Raw genomic sequence first — 21,628 nt, 5'->3', positions numbered from 1 at the left:
GACGGGCGGTGTCGCCCCTGCCACCGTCATGCTCCCGCTCCCAGCAGCTCTTTGCGCAGGAAAGCTTCGAACATCAGCAGGGTCCAGATCGGGGCGCTGTAATCGCGCCGGCCCGACTCATGCTGCTCGACCATCTCGGTCAGGTAATCGATGTTGAAGATGCCGGTATCCTTGAGCGTTTCGCCGAGCAGCGAGTCGCGCACGCGCTGGCGCAGCGGGCCGCGGAACCAGCCCGCCAGCGGCACCGCGAAGCCCATCTTCTTGCGGTACAAGATATCTTCGGGCAGGTACTGTTCCAGGCTCTTCTTGAAAATGTACTTGCCCTCGCCGCCGTGCAGCTTCATGTCGGACGGCAGGCCCGAAATCCACTCCACCAGCTTGTGGTCCAGCAGCGGCACGCGCACTTCCAGCGCATGGGCCATGCTGGCGCGGTCGACCTTGGTAAGGATGTCGCCCGGCAGGTAGGTTTTCATGTCGAGGTACTGGATCATCGACAGTGGATCGTCGGTCGGCGACTTGGCGGCGTGGCCCTGCATCACGTCGATCGCGCGGTAGCCCTGCAACTGCTTGTGGAAGCTCGGGGTGAACAACTGCGCGCGCATCGCGTCGGACATGATCGACACGCCGTGGAAATAACCCTCGACCAGGTCGCGCGCGAGTGCTTCAAACGTGGTCTTGGCGCGGAACATGCGCGGCGCCCAGTCGGCCTTGGGATAGTATTTTCCGAGCGGGCCGAAAACCAGCTTGCGCAGGCCGGTCGGCAGGCGCGAACGCACGCTGTCTTCGGCCATGGCGTAGCGGTAGCGGCGGTAGCCGGCCAGGTTCTCGTCGCCGCCGTCGCCCGACAGCGCCACGGTCACGCGTTTGCGCGCCAGCTGGCACACGCGGTACGTCGGGATGGCGGAACTGTCGGCATACGGCTCGTCATACAGGTCGGCCAGGGTATCGAGCAGCGCGTAGTCGTCGGTGTCGACGGTTTCGGTGTGGTGGTGCGTCTTGTACTGGCGCGCCACCTGCTCGGCGTATTCCGACTCGTCGAAGGCCTTATCGTTGAAGGCAATCGAGCAGGTGTTGACCGGGTCCTTCATCAGCCCGGCCATCATGGCCACGATGGCGCTCGAATCGACACCGCCCGACAAAAAGGCGCCCAGCGGCACTTCGGCCTTGAGGCGGATCTTGACCGCTTCGCGCAGGCGCACCACCAGTTCGCCTTCCGCGTCGCGCTGGGTCATGGCGCCGTGCAGTTTGAACGGCACGTCCCAGAACTGGCGCGGCTGCGGGATAGGCTGGCCGATGTTCACGGTCAGGCAAAAGCCGGGCGAGAGCTTGAAGGCGCTGCTGTAGATGGTTTTCGGTTCCGGCACGTAGCCGTAGGCGAAATAGTCTTCCACGGCGCGCGGATCGATCGCGCGCGGCAGGTCCGGATGGGCGCGCAGCGATTTGAGTTCCGAGCCGAAGATGAACATCCCGTCCGGCAGCACGGCGTAGTAAAACGGCTTGACGCCAAGGCGGTCGCGCGCCATGAACATGGTCTGCTTGACCCTGTCCCAGACGGCGATGGCGAACATGCCGCGAAAGTGCTGCACGCACTCCTCGCCCCAGGCCGACCAGGCGTGCACGATGGTTTCGGTGTCGCTCTTGGTGCGGAACACGTAGCCGAGTTTTTGCAGTTCCTCGGTCAGCTCCGGGTAGTTGTAGATTTCGCCGTTGAAAACCACGCCGACATTGCCTTCGGCATTGAACATCGGCTGCTGGCCGCTCAGGATGTCGATCACCGACAGGCGCCGGTGGCCGAAGCCGACGCCGGGCTCGGTGTACACGTCGCCTTCGTCCGGACCGCGATGGTGCTGGGTTTCGTTCATGCGCTTGACCAGCGCCGGGTCAATCTCGCGCGCGCCGCGCGTATCAAAAATGCCGACTATTCCACACATGATTTCGCACTCTTCCTGAATTGTTTTTTATGTTCGCACAAGGCGTCGTACAAAGATTCGTAGCCGGCCACCATGGCCGCCATGTTGTAGTGGCGCTCGACCCGCGCGCGGCCGGCCGTGCCGTGCTCCAGCCGCAGTGCGGCGTCCATCACGTAGCGCTCGAGCGCATCGGCCATCGCGGCCGCATCGGACGGCGGTACCAGCGCGCCCGTCACGCCATCGGCGACCACTTCCGGCACCCCGCCGACACGGGTGCCGACCACCGGCAAGCCGCTCGCCATCGCCTCCAGCGCGGAACCGGGCGTGCCTTCGGCAATCGAGGACAGCGCAAAGATGTCGAAGCCGCGCAAAATGTCGGCGACATCGGTGCGCGCGCCGGGCAGCCAGACCGCGTGCGCCACGCCAGCCTGTTCGGCCTGGGCCTGCAAGGCCGCCAGCAGCGGGCCGCCGCCGACTATCGCCAGGCGCACCTGCGGCAGGCGCGCGTGCAGCAGCACGAAGGCGCGCAGGAGCGTGGCATGGTCCTTCACATCCTGGATGCGGCCGACGCTGCCGATGACGATGGTCTCCGGTCCGAACTGGCGTACCGCGCCGCCTTGCGGATTGAATTTGTCGGCGTCGATGCCGTTGGCCAGCAGGCGGCTTTTGTTCTCGGCCACGCCGATCACCGTGCGATTCCAGGCCAGCATGTCGGCCGAATTGGCATAGCAGCAGTCGTAGAACGGCAGCATCAGGCGGCGCAGCAGGTTGTGCTTGCGGTTGCGCCCTTGCGGGTCGCCCGCGTCGCGTCCGTGCAGGCCGTTGATGCGCACCGGGACCCCGGCCAGCATGGCAGCCGGCGCATATTCGAGCGCCGACAGGTTGTAGGTGTGCAGGATGGTCGGGCGCAGGCGGCGCAGCAGCTTCCACAGCGCGCCGTGGGTGCCGAGCGACAAACCGGGCTGCTTGTGCAGCGCGAACAGTTCCACGCCGGGCTTGGTGATCTTGTCGGCGAAGGCGGTGTAATCGGTCAGGCATACCACCGCGTGGCGGTAGTGCGCGGCCGGCATGCGGTTGATGCGCTCGACGAGCAGAGTCTCCAGGCCACCGAAATCGAGCCGGTAGGTCAGGTGGACGACCAGGGGAATGTCGCTCATCGATGCCTCGTGTTGGCCGCCAGCGCGGCCTCGATGGCGGCCAGGTCGCCTTTCAGGAAGGCGCGCATCGCCACCCGCGCCGGTTCCGGATTTTCATCGTAGGGCGCGAAAATCATCACGGCGGCGCCGTCGTCGCTGGCATGGACCAGCTTCTGGCGGATCTGCAGCAGCTTGCCGACGTAGTCGTTGCTGGTGGTGCTGCCGTCGATCCAGTACCAGTGCCACACCAGCATCTTGCCGCTCGGGCCGGACATGCTGCTCTCGCGCAGGCGCAGGCCGCGCGCGCCGATCGCTTCGTCGCGCACGACGGTGGTGATGGTGCGCCAGACAGGATCCTTGACCGGCGACAGGCGGTTGGTGGTGGTAATGAGCTTGGTGCCTTCGGGCGGCTTGCGGTAGTACAGCAGCTTGAAGCCGACCGGCTGGCCATCGGGTGCGTGGAACTGCTGCAGTTCGGCGCTCGCGGTCGGGAAGGCCGGGGTCCAGTCGACAAAGGCCGGACCGCGCGGGGCACGCGTAGCCACCTCGGTCAGGACCACGGGCGCCGGCGCCGCTTCGGTCTTTTCGAGGTAGTAGTCATAGGCGGGCCAGATGCCGACGCAGGCGATGATCGCCAGCGCGGCCGGCAGCAGCCGGGCCATTGATGCCGGCGGCGCGTCCGGCAAGGCGGGGGCCGCAGGCGCATCGGCGGCAGGCGCAATATCTTCGCGCCAGATGGCGCCGATCCAGAACAGCAGGAACATCACGAAGCCGAAGAACACCCAGCCGTAAATCAGGTGGTCGAAGCCGACCGCCAGGGTCATGCCGCTCAAATGGCCGATCATCACGATCAGGTAAGCGCGCGCGCCGTTGGCGAAGATTGGCACGATGATCGAGGCGACGATAAACAGCGCGCGCCGCCACGTGGTGCGGTAGGTGAGATAGGCGTACAGGCAGCCGAGCGTCACCGACGAAATCAGGTAGCGCACGCCGCTGCAGGCTTCCACCACCGACCAGTTGCCGGTCGGGATACTGAAGCTGTTCCCTTCGCGGAAAACCGGAATGCCGGTGGCGACCAGCGCGTCGACCGTGAAATTGGCGGTGCTATTAATGAGCGGCTCGATGAAGACGTCGCCGAAAGGCACCGCGAACAGGATGAACGCCAGCGGAAAAGCCAGGCTGCGCGCGATCGGCAAACCGAGAATCGCCAGCGCCGACAAAGGCAGCATGGCGACGAAAGCATAGTGGCGCACGATCTGGACCTCGCCCATTTCGCCCAGCAGCCAGGCGGCGCCGCAGGCGGCCAGCAGGGCCAGCGCGGGCCACCACGGCTGCACCGGCATGGCGCGCAGCGCGTCGCGCCGGCCCCAGATCAGCCAGAGGCTGATCGGCAGGATCACATAGCCATGCGCGAAGGTGCCGGAACTGTCCCAGATGGCGACGATCGACGCCGCCGTCTTGAAGTAGGCGAGGAAGGGAAACAGCAGCACGGCGCCGATCAGGAGCATCTGCGGAAGATAAGACTGGGCCGGGCGCGCCGGGTTGAGGGTCATGCCTTGTTCCACTATGCGCTTTCGACGGACATCTGTTCTAACAGGGAGACAACCGGCGCCAGGTTGCTCGACCAGCCATACTGGGTTTCGACGGCATGGCGCGCGGCGCGGCCCATGTCGGGACGCGGCGCGTCCAGGGCCTGGCCGATGGCGGCGCCGAACTGCGGTGCATCCGCGGCGAGCAGCAGGTCGCGCCCCGGCTCGGCGGCGATGCCTTCGAGCGCCTGCGGCGACACCACCACCGTTTTGGCCATCGACATGGCTTCGAGCACCTTGTTCTGGATGCCGCGCGCGATCCGCAGCGGCGCCACGCACAGGGCCGCATGCGCGACGTACGGACGCACATCGGGCACGGTGCCGGTGACGGACACGCCGGGCAGCGCGGCCAGTTGCAGCACTTCCGGGGCGGGACGGGCGCCGACGACAACGAATTGCGCCGCCGGATGGCGCGCCAGCACGGCCGGGAAGATCTCGCGCGCGAACCAGGTCACCGCGTCCACGTTCGGCCAGTAATCCATGGCGCCGCAAAACACCAGCGCCTGCTGGCCGGCGATGAACGGGTTTGGATAGTCGGCGTGCGGCGTGAAGTAGTCGGTGTCGACGCCGTTATTGAAAAAACCGGTGCGCTCGGCGCTTTCGGGGGCGAGCTGGCGAAACAGCGCCGCTTCCGGCGCCGAAACGAACAACGAGGCGGCGCTGTCAAGCGCCACCTTGCGCTCGTAGCGCAGCAGCTGGCGCGCTTCGTGCGCGTACAGCATGCTCATGGGCCAGGATTTCTGCGCGGCGTACTGGCGCCATTTGTCGGAATCGACATCGCAAAAATCGACCACGCGGCGCGCTTGGCGGTACGCTTCGGCATACTGCGCCATGGGCGAGGAAAACACCAGGATGCGTTCGATCTTGTTGGCCGCCATGGTGGCGCCTACCCACTCGCGCAAGCCCTTGTCGCGGTAGTAGTCGAGCGAGAGCGAGCGGTTGGCCAGCAGCGCACCCAGGCTGCGCACGCGAGCCCTGGTTGGGTCCAGGCGCGCGAAGTGGCTCGATGCGCACAGGGCTTGCACGCGCGGCAGGTGCTGCCAGTCGTCGGGGTCGTCGACGAAGGTGCCCAGGTGCACCCGGTAGTAGCGCGCCAGGTGCTTGAGCAGATGATACGAACGGATCTTGTCGCCCTTGTTGGGCGGGTAGGGAATCCGGTGGATCAGCAGCAGCAGGTCGTCCACGCTCAGCCCAGGCTCTTGACGATGTGCGGGCCGAGGACATTGGCCAGCGCCAGCGGCATCTTTTTCCACAGCTTGATGAACAGCTGGTACTTGGGATTGAGCGGGTTGTTGTCGGGCAGTTCGGTCGACTCGTACAGGCGGTATTCGTAAGCCAGCGGGGTGGGCGAAAAGCCCCAGTTCTTCTTGAAGTCGAACGCGCCGGTACCGAGTTTGCTGCGGCCGAAGTCGAAGATGCGGGCGCCGCGCGCGCTAGCGGCCTGCATCAGGTTCCAGTACATGAAGTCATTGCCGGCGAATTCGCGCGCGGCCGGCATTCCGCCGCCGTAGTAAGGCAGCACTTCGTCGCGGAAGTAAAAGCTCAGCACCCCGGCCACGATCGCGCCATCCTTGACGATGATGCGGATTTCGCATTCCTCGCCAAAGACTTCCTTGATCACCGCGAAGTACTTTTTCGGGAACACCGGCGTGCCGAGGCGGTGCACGCTGGTGGCGTAGGCGATGAAGAAGCGGTCGACGCCCTGGTCGATTTCGGCGCTCAAGCCGCACTTGATCCCCTTGCGCACCATGGCGCGCTGCTTGCGCGGGATGGCGTTCATGTTTTCGTCGTCGTCGGCGCTGATCGCCTTGCGGAAGGTGACGTACAGCTCCTTCTGGTGCCAGGCCGGGTCGCCCGCGTGCGCCGGCAGCAGGTTGCGGTATTCGAGGTGGCCGACCTTGAGCTGCGCTGCCAGCTTGTCGGCGGCGGCGTCGAGCAGCGGACGGGCAACGTCGGAAGTGGCGGCGACGCCACCGAGCACGCAGAACGGCAGCGAGCCGAGCGAATGGCCGAACAGGCGGCTCTTGATCTCTGCCAGCGGCAGCACGCCGATGATCTGGCCTTCCTGCTCCACATAGTAGAACCAGGTCTTGTGGCCGTACACGCGGTCGATGATGGTTTGCCAGCCGGCGCGGTGGAAGAAGGTCGCTTCCGGACAGGCGGCCACGAAAGCGTCCCAGCGTGCCATGTCGCGCGCGTCGCCGGCGCGCAGCAGGTGCACGGTGGCGGCGGTGCTGGCGGTGGACGGGCGGTCCTGCACGACGTCGGTGTTTGAACTCATTTAGTCCCTAAGAAAATACGGTCCATGCGGTCCCAGGCAAAATCGCGCGTGAGCAGCTTGATGCGCCCTTCCATGCGTTGCAGGTTGACGTAATGGCGGAAACGGGTTTTCAGGCTGGCGCCTTCGGGGCGCGGCTGGCCGGGATCGAGCTCCCACGGGTGGAAGTAGAAGATCGCCGGCTGCCCATCGTCGCTGTTCACGCGCCGCATCATCCAGCGCGACAGGCTGTAAGGCAGCAGGCGGAAGTAGCCGCCGCCGCCGGCCGGCAGCTTGCGCTGGCCCAGCATGGCGGTGGTGATCGGCACTTCCAGCAGGCCATCGGGCCCGTTCGGATAAAAGGCGAAACGCGGCGCGTCCGGCATGCCGTAGTGGTCGTGGGCGATCGGGTAGATGCTGGAGCTGTAGCGGTAGCCGGCGTCGTGCAGCACGTCGAGCGCCCACAGGTTGGCAGTGCCGATCGAAAAACTCGGGGCACGGTAGCCCAGCACGGCCTGGCCGCCGATGTCTTCCAACAGGGCCTTGCTGCGCCCGACGTCGTCGGCGAATTCGGCGCGGGTCTGGTCGGAGGCGCGCAGGTGGCCGTAACCGTGGCTGGCCAGCTCGTGGCCGCCAGCGACGATGCGGCGCACCATGTCCGGATAGCGCTCGGCGATCCAGCCCAGTGTGAAAAAGGTGGCGTGCACGCCGCCGTCGGCCAGGATCGCCAGGATGCGTTCGATGTTCGCTTCGACCCGGCATTCGCGCCCGGACCAGGACTCGCGCGCGATGATGGGCGCGAACGCCGACACCTGGAAGTAATCCTCGACGTCGATCGTCATCGCGTTGCGGATCGGCTGGCCGAGCGCGCGCGGCATGGCCGCGGGATGCAGGCGGTCGTTCATTCGTGATGGTCCGTGGGGTGGTGGGACAGCGCCGGCAATGTGCTGACGACTTTTTTGAGGATCGCCAGCACCGAGGCCATCGACTTTTCCATCTTGAGAATGCGCTCGTCGAGGTAGCCCGGGTTGTCCAGGGTGCCGATCGAGGCCACGCCGCGCAGGGCGGCGGCAGCCTGCTCGCGCACCACCTCTGGCGGCAGTTCGTATTCCTGGCGGATGTCGCGCACCACTTCATTCACATCGGCTTCGGTGAAGGAGTGCATCTCTTCCAGGTAGCCCATCAGCAGCAGGCGGTCGCACAGGGCGTTGGTCTTCCTCGGGATGCCGCCGCTGTAGTCGTAGATGGCGGCGTGCGCGCCGGCGGAAAACGAGGGATCGTCCTTCCAGCCCACCGTGTGCAGGCGGTGCTCGACGTAGGCCTGGGTTTCCGGGCCATCCATGGGCCCCAGGTGGTAGCTGGCCGTGATGCGCTGGCGCAGCTGCTGCATGCCGGCGCTGTGCAGGATGGTGCGGAACTCCGGCTGGCCCAGCAAAAAGGTCTGCAGCAAGGACTTGTCGTCGGTCTGGAAGTTCGACAGCATGCGCAGTTCCTCGACCGCGCGCGATGTCAGGTTTTGCGCTTCGTCGACCACCAGCAAGGCGCGCTTGCCATCCTGGTCGCAGGCGCGCAGGAATTGTTCGAGACGTTCGAGCAGCGCGGTCTTGCTGGCGTTTTCATATGGCAGGCCAAACGCGGCAACCACGGTGCGCAGGGTGTCGTCCGCATCGAGATGGGTGTTGACGATGTGGGCGGCCACGATCTGCTCGGACGGCATTTGCTTGAACAGGTTGCGCACCAGGGTGGTCTTGCCGGCGCCGACTTCCCCGGTGATGACGATGAAGCCCTCGCCATGCGACAGGCCGTACTCGAGGTAGGCCATGGCACGCTTGTGGCCTTTGCTGGCAAAGAAAAAATGGGGGTCCGGCCGCAGCCGGAAGGGCTTGTCGCTCAGCCCATAATAAGTTTCATACATCGCTGACTCGATTCCGCTAGAACTGTAAGGACAGAGAGGCCGACAAGGCGTTCTCGCGGTACGACGCGACCTGGTCGGTCGTGGTACCGGATACGCGGCGCGCCTCGAAGGCGCCCCGCACTTTGGGCGAAAACTGGCGTGTCACGGCCAGCCGCAAGGCTGCGTTTTTACTCGACAAACCGGTGGCATGCGATTGCGTGCGCGAGGTCGTCCACGAGGCGTTGATCCCGCTGCGCGACGTCAAGCGCATGTTCCACAGCGCGCTGCCGCCGCGCTGGGTGGTGTCGTCGTTGATGCGGGCGCTGGCAGGACCGGTGAGCAGGCTGTCGGTCTGGATCAGCGACAGGCCCTGGCGCCGGCTGTCGAACGCGTTCAGGATCAGGGTGGTGCGCGCGGTATTCATCGCGACCGAAGCCTGGAACTGCTTCTGCAGGATGTAGCGGTTGCTGAAGTAGTTGATGCTGTCGGCCAGGGCGGACGGCAGGCCGGTGGCGCGGATGTAGGCGTCAACCGCCTGCGCGCGCGCCGCCGGGTCGGGAATCTGCGCGGTGAACAGGCGGTCCAGCATCGAGGCCGTGTCGATGGTGGCCGGCAGCAGCAGCTGCGAACGGGTGGTGGTCACCGAATCGCTGTAGTTGATGCTCCACACCGTGCGCCGGCTGCGGTGCAGCGCCTGCAGGTTGTAGGTATTGCCGTAGTAACGCTTGCCGGCGCCGGCCACCAGGCTGGTACGCGAGCTCGGGGTCCATTCGATGCCGCCTTGCCAGAAGCGGCCCTTTGTCGGTTCGCCATCGGACTGGTAATCGTATTCGTCGTAGCCGGCGCTGGCGGTCAGGTTGAAGTCCTCGCCGAGGCGGTAGCGCGCATTCGCGCTCGCCATCTTGACGTTCGACTTGGGCGCGATGCTGTCGTCCACGCGCTGCTGGCTGTATTGCAAGCCCCAGCCTACCCGGCGGAAGGTGCGTCCGCTGTTCAGGTTCATCATCAACACGTCGCTGGTGCTGTCGCCAAAGCCGATACGCCCGGCGTCGACCGAATCGTGGGTGTAGCGCACGGCCGCCGTGGCGCTGGCGCCGAAGCGGTGCAGCATGTAGGGGCTGATGCGCCAGGTCTTGACGTTGGAGCGGTTGGCGCTGGCGTAGCCGTTGCTGTTGACCTGCGGGCCGAAGGCCGACACGGCTTGCTGGCCGACGGCGCCGTCGGCGTCGAGAAACAGCAGCTCGTCGATGACGGTGGCCTTGGCCGCCGCGCGCAATTGCGACTGGGCGTGGCGCACCCCTTCCACGTCGTTGTCGTCGAACGCGTAGTAATGCAGCTGGTAGTTGGCCGACAGGTTCAGGCGCGGGCCTTTGTCCTGCAGGGTGAAGCCTGGCGTCAGCTCGGTCACGAAGCGGCTTTTGGCTTGGTCGGCGCGGGTGAGCGCGACGTTGTCGGTGACCGTTTCGCGCAGGTCGACCGTGGGCGTGAACTTCCACTCGGCGCGGGCCGCCGGCGCGGCCAGCAGGGCCGCCAGCGCCGCGCGAACGACGGCGGCGCGGCGGCGTCCGGCCGCACGCTTAGCCATAGTGGTAGTCATACGTTTCGGTGCCGGGGAATTCGCGCGTCTTGTTGTAGATCAGGTTCACATTGCTGCAGCCCTCCAGCTGGCGCAGCGATTCCTTGACCGCGTGCTGGGTCGTGCCCTCGGCTTCGACCACCAGGGCGATCTGGCCCATGTGGCTGGCCAGGACGTGCGCTTCGCTGGTAAGCAGCAGCGGCGGCGAATCGAAAATGACGATGCGGTCGGGATAGCGGTTGGCGATTTCGTTCACGAACGTGCTCATGGCCTGGCTGGCCAGCAGTTCGGTGGCGCGCGGGTTGTTGCTGCCCGCCGGCAGGATGCTCAGGGTGTTCACGTTGGTGCGCAGCATGACGTCGGCCAGGTCGAGCTTATCGTCGAGCAGGAGGTCCATCAGGCCGCGGTGGGCCGGCAGGCCGAGCGTGCGCAGCACCGAGGGGCGGGCCACGTCGGCGTCGATCAGCAGCACCGTGTGGTCCAGTTCCATGGCGATGCTCATGGCCAGGTTGATCGAGCAAAAGGTCTTGCCTTCGCCCGGCAGGGAGCTGGTGACCATGATCAGGTTGCCCGGTTTGTCGCCGGGCCCGCGCGCCGCGAAAGCGCGCTTGAGCAAGGGCCGCTTGATGATGCGGAAGTCCTCGACCAGGGTGGTGCGCCCGCCGGCGGCCGTCACCAGGCCGATGCCGTGCATGCGTTCGAGATCGAGTTCGACGTGGTTGCTGGTGCGGCGCGGCACCGCGGTAGGCACGGCGGTAGGCACGGCGGTAGGCACGGCGGCGGGCGCCTCGGCGACGGCGACCGGCGCGGACGCGGACGGCGCACCCTGCGGCTCGCCCTTCTTGTGTTCGATGCGGCTGGCCGCTTTTTCGATAATGCTCACGCTGTTCTCTCCAGTGAAGGCCGCATCAGAGCAGCGGTCGTACAAATAGGGCCGCCATCACGCCGCCATAGGCGCCGAACAGGACGATCACCGCCGCGCCGAAGGCGTACAGGCGCTTGGTGCGCATGACCTTTTGTTCGTTGGTCCAGTTCATGCTGATGCTGCCCAGGATGGGAATGCCGGTGACATCGCGCAGGGTGCCCTGGCTCATGAAGGTCGGTCGCAGTTGGCTCATCAGGAAAGCCACGCCAAGGCCGGCCAGCAGCGCGGCGGCGAACACGAACGAAAACAGGCGGTGACGGTTCGGGCCCGACGGCGTCGACGGCACGGTCGGCGGGTCGATCACGCGGAAGGTCAGCATGTCGGTGGCCGAACTGAGGTCGCCCGACAGCTTGGCCGCTTCGCGCCGTCCGACCAGCTTTTCGTAGTTTTCCTTGTTGATCACGTAGTCGCGGTTGAGCTGGGCCAGCTGGGCCTCGACTTCGGGCGCGTTGCTGCTCTGCGAGCGCAGGCGCGCCGCGCGCGATCCGTATTCGGCCACGCGCGCCTTGAGCGAAGCCACCCGCGCTTCTTCCACCGACAGGGCCACGTTCATTTGCTGCAGCATCGGGCTGTAGTTGGCGCCGGGATCGTTGTTGCGCTTGTTGCGCTTGGCTTCTTCGAGCTTGCGCGCTTCCAGCTGGGCGATCAGGCGGCGCGCCGACACGATGTCCGGATGGGCGTCGGTGTACTGCATGCGCAGGCTGTCCAGATTCTTGTTGAGCGCGGCGATGCGGGAATCGAGTTCGGGGTTGGCCACGCCTGAGGCTTCAGGGGCGGTCAGCGGAGCCGGTTCCTCGCCGGCGATCTGGCGCTTGATGGCATTGCGCGCCTGCTCGGCTTCGGTCAGTTCCAGGCGTGCCTGGTTGAGCAAGTCTTCGATCTGGGTCATATTGGTGGTGAAGTCGCTGCCGCCGCCGCGCGGCAGCATGCCCAGGTGCTTGATCTTGAATTCCTTGAGCGCGTTTTCGGCCTGGACCAGCTTTTCTTCGTAATTCTTGATCTGGTCGTCGATGAATTGCACGGCTTTTTCGGAATCCTGCTTCTTGCCGCCGAAACTGCCTTCGACGAAAATGGTCAGCAGCGACTGCACGATATCCTTGCCCAGCTTGGGATTGGAATTCTTGTACGAGATCGTGTAAATGTCGTCGCGCTCGGTGCCGCCGATGCTGATCTGCGCCATCAGGTCGTCCACCAGTTTTTCGTTTTCCTTGGGGGTGGACGCCTTGATGTCGAGGTCGACCATGCGCATGACCCTCTCGACGTTGGGACGGCTGATCAGGGTGCGGCGCATGAAGGCGACTTGCTGGTCGACGTTGGGCACGGTGGTCATGCCCGCCAGCAGCGGCTGCAGAATGCTCTGGGTATCGACGTACACGCGCGCCGACGCTTGGTATTCGTTGGGGAGACGGTACACCACCGCCCAGCCGACCAGGGCCACGATCCAGGAAATGACGACCGCATACCAGCGGTATTTCCAGATCGCTTTCAGGAAGTTCGTCAGTAGGGCCTGCAGTTCTGCCATCGCGTCAATCTCGCCATAAAGGGCGTCCCGCAAGGGTGGCCCAGGCCGGCGGCTCCGCACACGGACGCGGGGCGCCCGGTGCCGCGAAGCGCCGGCCAAAGTGTTGTCGGATGCACAAAAAGCAACTCATTGAGGCAGCTCAGCAAGCTTGCCGATGAATTGCTTCAGGGCATTGATTAATAATCATATGATACAGGAATCTGTTGCTTGCTGATAGTAAATTCGCTAACAGAAGTATGCGTTCAACAATTGTTTACGGCATTATTCGTGTATTCCATGACAAGTCGACTAATCCTGTTGCCCTTAGCAAAGAGTTTCGCACATCGATCCGCAAAAAACTAAAAAATCCGTGGTCGCGAAGCCGAAATTACAACAGTGGCGAAGCGGCCATCCTTGACGGCTTTGCGTGAATGAAACTAGTTGTTGCCGGGACCTCAATCGGGTACTGTCGGCGCATGCCTACTTTCCTCCTTTTGCGCGGCTCCAGGGCCATGGCGGCAGTGACCGTGCTTGCCCTGCTGGCCAGCGCGCCGGCCCGCTGCGCCAGCTTCGGCCAGGTGATCGCCGCGGTCAAGCCTTCCGTGGTCGGGGTCGGCACTTACCAGCCCAGCCGCAGTCCGGCGATCGTGTTCGTGGCCACCGGTTTCGTCACCGGCGACGGCCTGAGCGTGATCACCAATGCGCACGCCATGCCCGACACGCTCGACAGCGAGCACAATGAAGCGCTCGGCATCGTCATCGCGCGCGGCGACAAGCTCGATTTCCGGCCGGCCAGGCTGGCCGCGCTCGACCGCCTGCACGACCTGGCCCACTTGCGCCTGGCGGGAGCGCCCATGCCGGCCCTGCGCCTGGGCGACGGCGGCAATGTCGAGGAAGGCCAGGCGCTGGCGTTCACCGGCTTTCCGCTCGGGATGGTGCTCGGCTTGCATCCGGTTACCCACCGCGCCATGCTGTCGGCCATCACCCCGCTGGTGATGCCCTCGCTCAGCTCGCGCAAGCTCGATGCGCGGGCGATCGCGCAACTGGCGCGCGCGCCCTCCCCCATCTACCAGCTCGACGGCACGGCCTACCCCGGCAATAGCGGTAGCCCGGTCTACGACCCCGACAGCGGCGACGTGCTGGCGGTATTGAACATGGTGTTCGTCAAGGGCTTGAAGGAAAACGCGATCAGCAACCCGAGCGGGATCAGCTATGCAATCCCGGTCAGCCATGTGCGCGCCCTGTTACAACAAACAACACCGTAAGGACAAAAATCGCGGCTGACCTTTCGCTTAAAAAACTTCATGCTAAAATAGAAACTGTTGTAATTAAAATTGCATTACAGTACTTCAATATCGGCGCCGTCCGCATAAAGGAAAATCAGGTGAACACCTTCAAATCGCATACGATGAAATGGCTGGGCGCCAGCGCACTGGCGCTGTCCGCCCTGTTGCTGGGCGGCTGCGCTTCCCCGGTCTCGACCGTGGTAGCCGATCCCCTGCCTGCCAGCAACCAGGATTACCTGATCGGCCCTGGTGACAGCGTCAACATCGTGGTGTGGCGCAATCCGGAAGTATCGACCTCGGTCCCGGTGCGTCCGGACGGCAAGATCACCACCCCCTTGGTGGAAGACTTGCAGGCCAGCGGCAAAACCTCGACCACCCTGGCGCGCGATATCGAAAAAGCGCTCGAAAAATACATCCAGCAACCGGTGGTGACGGTGATCGTGACCAGTTTCGTCGGCAATTACAGCGATCAGATCCGCGTGATCGGCCAAGCCGCCCGTCCGCAAGCGCTGGCTTACCGGCGCGACATGTCCTTGATGGATGTGCTGATCGCGGTCGGCGGGGTCACGGAGTTTGCGTCGGGCAATAAAGCCATCGTGATCCGCAAGGTCGACGGCAAGTCGCAAAAGCTGGGCGTGCGCTTGAACGACCTGATCAAGGAGGGCGATATTTCGGCGAATATTTATATGCGTCCCGGCGACGTGCTGGTGATTCCGGAAAGCTTCTTCTAAAGGTCGACAAGGGCGCCAAGTCGTGGAATACTTGCGCAAAAGACAGGATGTCGGTTTTTTTTACAGGCCAGGCCGCGAGGTGCTTGGGCCGCTAACACACCCAGTCCCCAAGCCTTTGATCTACATCATATTTCCCTAGCGCCGCCTGGCGGTGGTATGGAAATTGCATGGTTTGCCCTGTATCGTGCACGCCTGACTGGGCATCGCCTGACGATGCCACCCATTTCGAGGAAACTGACGTGACTATCAATCAGCAACAGGACCGCGCCAGCGGCGAACCAGCCCAGCCGCAAGCGAGCTTGTCGGCAACGGGCAGCGCGCGGCGCCGCTTCACGCGCACCGGCCTGGGCGTGTCCGGGGTCTTGATGACCCTGGCGAGCCAGCCCGGCATGGCCGCCAACACCTGCGCCTCGCCGTCCGGCTCCTTGTCGAACGGCCTGCAATCGAGCCACAAGCCCGACAATCCCGTGACCTGCGGCGGCAATTCGCCGGGCTTTTACAAGAACAACCCATCCGGCTGGCCGGCCAGCCCGGCGGCGACGTCGAGCCGTACCTTCAAGGATATCTTCCCGGTCAACGCCAACCAGACCGCGCTGGGCAACCTGACCCTGATGGAAGTGTTCAACACCAACGGCGGTGGTAAACACGCGATTGGCGGCAAGGGCCCGTTCAAGAGCGAGGACATCGATCCGCACAATGTGGCCAGCCATGTACTCGCCGCCTACCTGAACATCCTGACCGGACGCTCGACCGTGCTGACCGAAGCGCAACTGCGCAATATCTGGCGCGAATACCAGACCACCGGCGGTGGCAAGCTGGGCTATTACGCGCCGACGGCCGGCGTCAAATGGTATGGCGACGATATCGTCGCTTACCTGACAACCACCTTCCATCAGTAGCCTGCACGGCGCCGGCGCCGCGCGCGCCCGCCTTTCCGACCTCATGCCGCCCGCTTCTACCTGGCACGTCCTTCCCGGCCAATCCCTGCGCCACCACAGCTGGGACCAGGAAGCGGTCCTGTTTAACGACCTCAGCGGCGACACCCACCTGCTCGATGCCGACGCGCTGGCGCTGCTGCTGGCCGTGCAGGGCGGCGCGTCCGACCTGGCCGCCCTGCGCCAGGCGCTCGACGCCGGAGACGACGCCGAACCCGCGCTGCAAGTCTTGCTCGAGCAACTGGCCAGCATTTCCCTGATCGCCGCGCATCCATGACGACCCTGAGCGCGCTCAGCCGCGCCGAACTGGGCCGCCGCCTGCGCGAGGCCAGCATCGACCTGCAGACCGGCCCCTTCGTGACCCGCGTGCACAGCCCGTTCGCCGGGGTGGCCGATGGCTTGCACTTGTTGTACGGCGACTATCCCCTGCTGGAAAACAATGACTTTGCCGACTTCCACGTCGACGTCGCGCCGCCGCCCTCCTTGCGGCGCTGGTACAAGCCGCTGGCGCGCTTCGTCTACGATGGCATGGTGCCCTTCCTGCCGCTGCCGGCCGCGCAAGCGTTTCCCATGTTCGAGTGGGGCATGAACTGGTGCGTGTCGAGCCGCGCCCACGGCTACCTGATCCTGCACGCGGCCGTGGTCGAAAAACACGGGCGCGCCGCCATCCTGCCGGCCCCGCCCGGCTCCGGCAAGAGCACCTTGTGCGCGGCCCTGGTCAGCCGCGGCTGGCGCCTGCTGTCGGATGAACTGGCGCTGGTGCGCCCCGAGGATGGCTTGCTGGCGCCGCTGCCGCGCCCGATCAGCCTGAAAAACGGTTCGATCGAGGTGATGCGGCGCTACCAGCCGGACGCCGTCATCAGCCACCCCGTGCAGGGCACCACCAAGGGCACGGTGGCGCACCTGAAGGCGCCGGCCGCCAGCATCGCCCGCGCCGCCGAAGCGGCGCGTCCGGGCTGGATCGTGTTTCCAAAGTATGCAGCGGATTCGCCCACGACCCTGCTGGAAGTGCCGCGCGCGCGCGCCTTCATGCGCGTGGCCGAAAACGGCTTCAACTACAGCGTGCTGGGCGCGCGCGGCTTCAGTGCCCTGGGCGAACTGGTGGCGCAGTCGCGCTGCCTTGATTTCACCTACAGCGCGCTGGACGAGGCCATCGCCGTGTTCGAGCAACTGGCGGGCACCTCGTGAGCGCCGCGCGCGCGCTTGCCCGCGGTGCCGCACCGCTGTTGCTGCAGCTGTTGCGCGACCCCGCGCGTGGCGCGGCCCTGAGCCTGGCCGAGTGGGATTTGCTGCTGCGCCAGGCCGCCAGCGCGCGCCTGGAAGCCAGCCTGCACGGCTTGCTCGACGAACACGGCGTGGCCGGTACGATTCCCGCCCAGGTCAGGCGCCAGCTCGACTGGGCCGGGGTGCATGCCGAACGCCACGCCAGGGCGGTGCGCTTCGAAGTGGCGCAGATCGGCGCGGCGCTGGCCGCCAGCGGGGTGCCGCTCATCCTGCTCAAGGGTGGCGCCTACGCCATGGCGGGGCTGGCAGCGGCGCGCGGACGGCTGTTTTCCGACATCGACATCCTGGTGCCCAAGGACAGCCTGGCCCAGGTGGAAGCGGCGCTGATGCTGCACGGCTGGTCGACAGTGGCGCAGGACACCTACGACCAGCGCTATTACCGCACCTGGATGCACGAATTGCCGCCGATGAAGCATGCACGCCGCGCCAGCGTGATCGATGTGCACCATGCGATCCTGCCGGAAACGGCGCGCCTGCGGCCCGACCCGGCCAGGCTGCGCGCGTGCGCCGTCACCTTGCCGGCGCCAGCCGCGCCCGGGCAAGCCCCGGTACAGGTGCTGGCCCCGGCCGACATGGTGCTGCACAGCGCCGTGCACCTGTTCTACGACGGCGAATTCGACCACGGCCTGCGCGACCTGCTCGACCTGCACCGCCTGCTCGCCAGCCTGGGCGCCACACCCGGTTTCTGGGAAGCGCTGCCGCTGCGCGCGGCCGAACTGGAACTGGGCCGTCCCCTGTTCTATGCCCTGCGCTACTGCGCCCGCCTGCTGCACACCCCGGTGCCGGAAGCGGTGCTGGCCGCCGCGCGCCCGGCCGGACCCAGGGCGCCGCTGCTGGCCCTGATGGACAGCCTGTTCCTGCGCGCCCTGCTGCCGAACCACCGCAGCTGCGCCGACTGCGGGAGCGCCGCCGCGCGCTTTTTGCTGTATATCCGCGGAAACTGGCTGCGCATGCCGCCACTCTTATTAACAAGACATCTGTTTCACAAGGCTTTTATTTCTCCTCGTAAAGATTAATCCAAATGCGCGATGTCGGTTTTCCTTACACCCCCTCATGCGTCAGCCATAAAATCCTCGTTAAGTCTTTGATTTAAAACAAATGTCATATTCTGGCACGAGTCCTGCTTACATCAAGGCACGTAGGATCAACAAACATAATCCGGGAGAACCAATATGAAACTGACAAAATACCTCGCTGCCGCCGCCGTTTCGGCAGCGTTCGTCGCCGCCCCAGCTTCGGCAGCGACCATGGGTATGGCCGATCTCGCCATCACCGGCCTGATCATCCTGAACGCGAACAATGCGCCAGTGACCAACGGCATCGTGATCCAGAACGAAAACCGTACCGGCACCGCCAATTCGAACTTCAACAATGCGCAAGGCACCGGCGCCGGCCTGGGCAACATCTTCAGCACCACCATCGGTGGTACGGTCGATGTCAAGAACCGTTGCGCGGGTCCATCGTGCGGCGCGGGCATGCCAGTCGGCAATTATCCAGGCGGCGTGGAAAACAACTTCACGGCGCACATTCCTGCACCGAGCGGTAACTACGCCCTGGGCGATATGTACATCGCCGGCACCGCGCTGGGTGTGACGGGCGCCAACGGCCTGACCCGTGCCGATTCGTCGGTGATGTCGCCAGGTAACGCCGGCAGCGCGAACGCCACCATCGCCAACTCGGCGACGGCAGTGACCACCTTCAGCGTCGGCACGACCTTGCAAGCGAAGTTCGCGCTCGGCTACAAAGCCTATGTGGCCGCCTTCGTCAATGCGATGGCTGGCGTGAACGGTTCCTCGCTGGGCACCATCAGCTGGGCACTGTCGCTGCAGGAAGTGATCGGCAATGTCTCGACCACGATCATGAACTGGAGCCCGTCCGAGATCAACAACGGCGTGACCTCGAGCGATCCGTCGCAAAATTCGATCCAGGAAACCTCGGGCACCGTCCTGTCGAACCTGGTGACCCTGACCGGCGGCCGGATCTACAAGCTGACCATCAACCAGGCCTCGAACTCGATCGCCTCGGAAGTGCGTGCCGTGCCTGAACCAGGCAGCATGGTCTTGATCGGCCTCGGCCTGCTGGCCCTGGGCGCCGCTTCGCGCCGCAAGGCTGCCAAGTAAGACCGCTGCGCGCGCCGGGCTGGCCAGGCCGGTGCGCGCAGTGTGTCGAGAACGACCCGATCGCGTCAAGCGCTCGGGTCGTTTGCTTTTGCACGCCCGCTTTTAAGCGATAATAGAATCATGGCCTACACCCAGAGCGACCACCCGAGCAATAACATCACCGGCCGCGCGACCGATGTGCGCGGCCAGGTGCGGCCGCAAAGCGTACGCGCCGTGATCAAGCTGGTGCGCGCGGCGCGCCACAACGGCACGCCCCTGTATCCGTTCTCGACGGGCCTCAATTTCGGCTACGGCGGCAAGTCGCCCACCATGGCCGGCAGCCTGCTGGTCGACCTCGGCGCGCTGAACGCGATCCGCATGACGGTCGACAAGCGCAACGGCCGGGTGCTGCCGGTGGCCGTGATCGGTCCCGGCGTGACCCAGGGCGCGCTGTACGACTTCCTGGAAGAGCATCATCCCAACCTCACCTTCAACGTCACCGGCTCGGCGCGCGCCACCAGCATCATCGGCAATGCGCTCGACCGCGGGGTCGGCTATTTCGGGCCGCGCAAGGAAGACTTGTTCGGGCTGGCCGTGGTGTGCGGCAACGGCAAGCTGCTGCGCACGGGCTTCCGGCGCCTCAAGCGCTCGCCGCTGGGCACCAGCAATCCTTACGGGCTGGGGCCGATCCTCGACGGGCTTTTTTTCCAGAGTAACTTCGGCATCGTCGTCAGCGCCTGCTTCCGCCTCGTGCCCAAGCGGCCCAAGCAGGTGGCGCTGTCGCTATCCTTGCGGCGCGAGGAAGATTTGCCGGCTTTTATCGACGAGCTGGCCAATTGCAAGCGCGAAGGCTTGATCGAATCGGTCACCCACATTGCCAACCGCGCGCGCACCCACGCCACCCTGGCCTACGGGGTGACGCGCTACCTGGAACAGGAATGCGGATACACGCCCGAGCGCGCCTTCGGGGAAGCGGAAAGCGTGATGGACTTGATCGCGCCGGGCGAATGGGCCAGCCTGGGGGCGATTACCGGCACCAAAGCCCAGGTCAAGGCCAACCTGGCCGAGATCCGCAAACGCATGAAGGGCCTGGCGCGGGTGCGCCCGATCACCCACCAGTTGCTCGACACCGCCTATGCGGTGGCGCACCGGCTGCGCTTCATCCCGGCCGCGCGCGCCAATGCGGCCGCGATCTCGGCCATCCGCCCGCTGCACACCCTGGCGCTGGGGGTGCCGACCGATGCGGCGATCGATAATTTACTGTGGAAATTCGGACGCGCCGACCTCAGCGCGGCCCAGCTCGACCAGTCGAACTGCGGTTTGCTGTTCATCAACCCGGCGCTGCCCTTGGACGGCGAGTTCGTGGCCAGGTTCATCGATGAAATGAAAAAGACGGCGGCGCGCCATTATCACGACACCCTGTACATCACCATCAATATCGAAACCCCGACTTCGCTGGTGGCGGTGATCAACCTGCTGTTCGACCGCAGCAACCTGGAAGGGGTCAAGCGCGCCCATTTCTGCGCCGACCGCATGCTCGACAAGATCCACGCGATGGGGCTGGAAGTGTACCGCGCGCGCGCCGACATGATGGCGGCTATCGTGCGGCGCGATCCGCATTACTGGGCCACCATCCACGCGCTCAAGACCCGGCTCGATCCGGACGGCATCATCGCGCCGGGGCGCTACGACGCCCAGCCGGCCACGCCCAAACCCGGGCGCGCGCCCTAGCCGATCTTGATCAGGCGGTTGGCGATGCCCTCTTCCTCGCGCGAGGAGAAAAAATACGGATACAGCGAACGTTCGGTGCCCGCATGGCTGCTGGTGCCGCCCAGGCGCGCGATCTCGTGCGCCATGTGCTCGACACTGAGCCACATCAGGTAGGCGGGCGCGTCGACCCGGGTATTGTGGCGCAGCTCGGCCTGGTCCACGAAACCGAGCATGGTCTGGTAAAAGCGCCGGTGGCGCGGATTGACTTCGATCAGCACGTCGGTGCGGCCGTGAATGTAGCGCGCGTAAATGAACAGGGTGTGGAACAGGGCCGCCAGCGCCGCCTTGGATTTGACCTGGGGGTCGAACGCCAGCTTGGTGATTTCGCACAGGCGCGCCCCGCGCGCGCGGAAAGCGTCGACATGGTCGTGGAAAATCTCGTCGGCCAGGATGCCGCGCTCGGAATCGAGCCCCAGGGTCACGGTGCCGATCAGGCTCCCCTTGTCGGAGGCCGACAGGGTGATGCGGTTGGGGTCGCGCTCCATGCGGGCCACGTTGTAGCCGCGCGTGGCGTACATTTTACTGATCAACAGGCTGGCCGAATTGCGCCCCTGGTCGGTATCGGCCAGGCGGATCCCGAAGGTGCGGTCATTGTCGGTGAAACTGCCGATCAGGCGGCCGTGATCGTCCTCCTCGGCCCCTACCACATAAGACGACTCAAGATGGGCCTGCTCATTACCCATCGCTTCCACTGCATCGTGCCCTGCATTCATGTGAAAACTCCCTGTGGCGCGG

At 65.1% G+C, this 21,628-nt stretch carries 19 protein-coding genes; 8 read left to right on the top strand and 11 right to left on the bottom strand.

Translation table 11 applies throughout. The features are described 5' to 3' along the window. Window positions 1–26: 26 nt before the first annotated feature. Genes IV454_RS08925 through IV454_RS08880 form a run of 10 tightly spaced genes read right to left on the bottom strand, consistent with a single transcriptional unit; the run spans window position 27 to window position 12,809 of the window. On the bottom strand, window positions 27–1,931 hold the full coding sequence (locus IV454_RS08925) for an XrtA/PEP-CTERM system amidotransferase (protein WP_206091187.1): 1,905 nt from the start codon (window positions 1,929–1,931) through the stop codon (window positions 27–29). After that, entirely contained in the window at window positions 1,919–3,067 is a 1,149-nt protein-coding gene (locus tag IV454_RS08920) for a TIGR03088 family PEP-CTERM/XrtA system glycosyltransferase (RefSeq protein ID WP_206091186.1), read from the bottom strand. The genes IV454_RS08925 and IV454_RS08920 overlap by 13 nt, the downstream gene beginning before the upstream one ends. Further along, window positions 3,064–4,599, bottom strand: a complete 1,536-nt coding sequence (gene xrtA / locus IV454_RS08915) for an exosortase A (RefSeq protein ID WP_206091185.1) — start codon at window positions 4,597–4,599, stop codon at window positions 3,064–3,066. The genes IV454_RS08920 and xrtA overlap by 4 nt, the downstream gene beginning before the upstream one ends. An 11-nt stretch (window positions 4,600–4,610) precedes the next feature. Beyond that, window positions 4,611–5,819, bottom strand: a complete 1,209-nt coding sequence (locus tag IV454_RS08910) for a TIGR03087 family PEP-CTERM/XrtA system glycosyltransferase (RefSeq protein ID WP_206091184.1) — start codon at window positions 5,817–5,819, stop codon at window positions 4,611–4,613. A 2-nt stretch (window positions 5,820–5,821) separates the two neighbouring features. Beyond that, on the bottom strand, window positions 5,822–6,916 hold the full coding sequence (locus IV454_RS08905) for a FemAB family XrtA/PEP-CTERM system-associated protein (protein WP_206091183.1): 1,095 nt from the start codon (window positions 6,914–6,916) through the stop codon (window positions 5,822–5,824). Beyond that, the gene (locus tag IV454_RS08900; RefSeq protein ID WP_229522147.1) at window positions 6,913–7,797 is read right to left on the bottom strand and encodes an XrtA system polysaccharide deacetylase; all 885 of its coding nucleotides are present in this window, start codon (window positions 7,795–7,797) and stop codon (window positions 6,913–6,915) included. The genes IV454_RS08905 and IV454_RS08900 overlap by 4 nt, the downstream gene beginning before the upstream one ends. Continuing rightward, window positions 7,794–8,807, bottom strand: coding sequence for an XrtA/PEP-CTERM system-associated ATPase (locus IV454_RS08895; protein WP_206091182.1), 1,014 nt, complete (start codon window positions 8,805–8,807; stop codon window positions 7,794–7,796). The genes IV454_RS08900 and IV454_RS08895 overlap by 4 nt, the downstream gene beginning before the upstream one ends. 16 nt (window positions 8,808–8,823) lie before the next feature. Further along, window positions 8,824–10,371 carry a TIGR03016 family PEP-CTERM system-associated outer membrane protein gene (locus IV454_RS08890; RefSeq protein WP_206091181.1) on the bottom strand — a complete coding sequence of 516 codons (1,548 nt, stop codon included), beginning with the start codon at window positions 10,369–10,371 and terminating at the stop codon, window positions 8,824–8,826. Continuing rightward, window positions 10,364–11,245 carry an XrtA-associated tyrosine autokinase gene (locus IV454_RS08885; protein ID WP_206091180.1) on the bottom strand — a complete coding sequence of 294 codons (882 nt, stop codon included), beginning with the start codon at window positions 11,243–11,245 and terminating at the stop codon, window positions 10,364–10,366. Before IV454_RS08885 ends, IV454_RS08890 begins: the two co-directional genes overlap by 8 nt. Window positions 11,246–11,270: 25 nt before the next feature. After that, the gene (locus IV454_RS08880; protein WP_054265588.1) at window positions 11,271–12,809 is read right to left on the bottom strand and encodes an XrtA system polysaccharide chain length determinant; all 1,539 of its coding nucleotides are present in this window, start codon (window positions 12,807–12,809) and stop codon (window positions 11,271–11,273) included. Window positions 12,810–13,300: 491 nt separating this feature from the next. On the opposite strand from IV454_RS08880, the gene IV454_RS08875 reads away from it, so the two are divergent. From IV454_RS08875 to IV454_RS08840, 8 genes are all read left to right on the top strand, one after another. Beyond that, window positions 13,301–14,053, top strand: coding sequence for a S1 family peptidase (locus tag IV454_RS08875; protein ID WP_206091179.1), 753 nt, complete (start codon window positions 13,301–13,303; stop codon window positions 14,051–14,053). Between the two features lie 143 nt (window positions 14,054–14,196). Next, window positions 14,197–14,805 (top strand): XrtA/PEP-CTERM system exopolysaccharide export protein, encoded by a 609-nt coding sequence (locus IV454_RS08870; protein WP_206092608.1) that lies wholly within the window; start codon window positions 14,197–14,199, stop codon window positions 14,803–14,805. A 239-nt stretch (window positions 14,806–15,044) separates the two neighbouring features. Beyond that, a complete protein-coding gene (locus IV454_RS08865; RefSeq protein ID WP_206091178.1) occupies window positions 15,045–15,704 on the top strand; it encodes a hypothetical protein in 660 nt (219 codons plus the stop codon). Window positions 15,705–15,747: 43 nt separating this feature from the next. After that, complete coding sequence (locus IV454_RS08860; protein ID WP_206091177.1) at window positions 15,748–16,017, top strand: HPr-rel-A system PqqD family peptide chaperone; 270 nt, start codon at window positions 15,748–15,750, stop codon at window positions 16,015–16,017. After that, window positions 16,014–16,928, top strand: a complete 915-nt coding sequence (locus tag IV454_RS08855) for an HprK-related kinase A (RefSeq protein ID WP_206091176.1) — start codon at window positions 16,014–16,016, stop codon at window positions 16,926–16,928. Before IV454_RS08860 ends, IV454_RS08855 begins: the two co-directional genes overlap by 4 nt. Then, window positions 16,925–18,040, top strand: a complete 1,116-nt coding sequence (locus IV454_RS08850) for a nucleotidyltransferase domain-containing protein (protein WP_206091175.1) — start codon at window positions 16,925–16,927, stop codon at window positions 18,038–18,040. The genes IV454_RS08855 and IV454_RS08850 overlap by 4 nt, the downstream gene beginning before the upstream one ends. A gap of 156 nt (window positions 18,041–18,196) precedes the next feature. Further along, window positions 18,197–19,144, top strand: coding sequence for an EDSAP-1 family PEP-CTERM protein (locus IV454_RS08845; RefSeq protein WP_206091174.1), 948 nt, complete (start codon window positions 18,197–18,199; stop codon window positions 19,142–19,144). 120 nt (window positions 19,145–19,264) lie between these two features. Then, window positions 19,265–20,854 (top strand): FAD-binding oxidoreductase, encoded by a 1,590-nt coding sequence (locus IV454_RS08840; RefSeq protein ID WP_206091173.1) that lies wholly within the window; start codon window positions 19,265–19,267, stop codon window positions 20,852–20,854. Here the strand turns inward: IV454_RS08840 and IV454_RS08835 are convergent. Then, window positions 20,851–21,606, bottom strand: coding sequence for an N-acyl amino acid synthase FeeM domain-containing protein (locus IV454_RS08835; protein WP_229522146.1), 756 nt, complete (start codon window positions 21,604–21,606; stop codon window positions 20,851–20,853). The two genes, IV454_RS08840 and IV454_RS08835, sit on opposite strands and share 4 nt — an antisense overlap. Between the last annotated feature and the right edge of the window lie 22 nt (window positions 21,607–21,628).

The organism is Massilia antarctica (genome assembly GCF_015689335.1).
Lineage (GTDB): Bacteria > Pseudomonadota > Gammaproteobacteria > Burkholderiales > Burkholderiaceae_D > Telluria_A > Telluria_A antarctica.
The sequence above is the reverse complement of the archived record's forward strand: the minus strand, read 5'-3'. Positions and strand labels throughout refer to the sequence as shown.